Here is a 549-nt window from a genome sequence, read left to right as displayed (position 1 = left end):
GCAGCAAGTCTTTCGCCAGCAGGATGCCGATGACCTTGTCGCGCTCGCCTTCGATCGCGGGGAAGCGCGAGTGGGCGGTGGACAGGACTTCCGGCATCCATTCCTCGATCGGCTTGCTGATGTCGATGACATCCATTTGCGAACGGGGAATCATGATGTCGCGCGCACAGAGATCCGATACCTGAAACACGCCTTCGATCATCGACAGGGCGTCGGCGTCGATCAGCTTGCGTTCATGCGCATCGTGTAGAACATCGAGCAATTCTGCACGGTTCTCTGGCTCGGGGGATATGAGTGCGGTCAGGCGTTCAAACAGTGACCGGTGGGGCTTGACGTCAGTTCTGACGCCACTAGGGTGCTCGGGCATAGGAGGCGTGAGCCGTTGTTGCGAAGGGATATAGGATACACCAAAAGTGGGAGAATACCGGATTTCCCCGCTTTTGATGCAAATTTAATACGTCGAAGTGCGCCGTTGCCCGACGTTTCAGGCGTCCTGGCCCAGCACGCGGCCGCGCAGGGCCGCCACGTCCGCCTGCCAGTCCGTAAAAT

General features: G+C 58.7%; 1 pseudogene. It reads right to left on the bottom strand.

The features are described 5' to 3' along the window. Positions 1 to 367: pseudogene (locus tag ASN89_RS27315) on the bottom strand (magnesium/cobalt efflux protein); the annotation flags it as partial. Positions 368 to 549 lie beyond the last annotated feature (182 nt).

Source organism: Janthinobacterium sp. Ant5-2-1 (assembly GCF_001445815.1).
GTDB lineage: Bacteria > Pseudomonadota > Gammaproteobacteria > Burkholderiales > Burkholderiaceae_D > Janthinobacterium > Janthinobacterium lividum_E.
The sequence above is the reverse complement of the archived record's forward strand: the minus strand, read 5'-3'. Positions and strand labels throughout refer to the sequence as shown.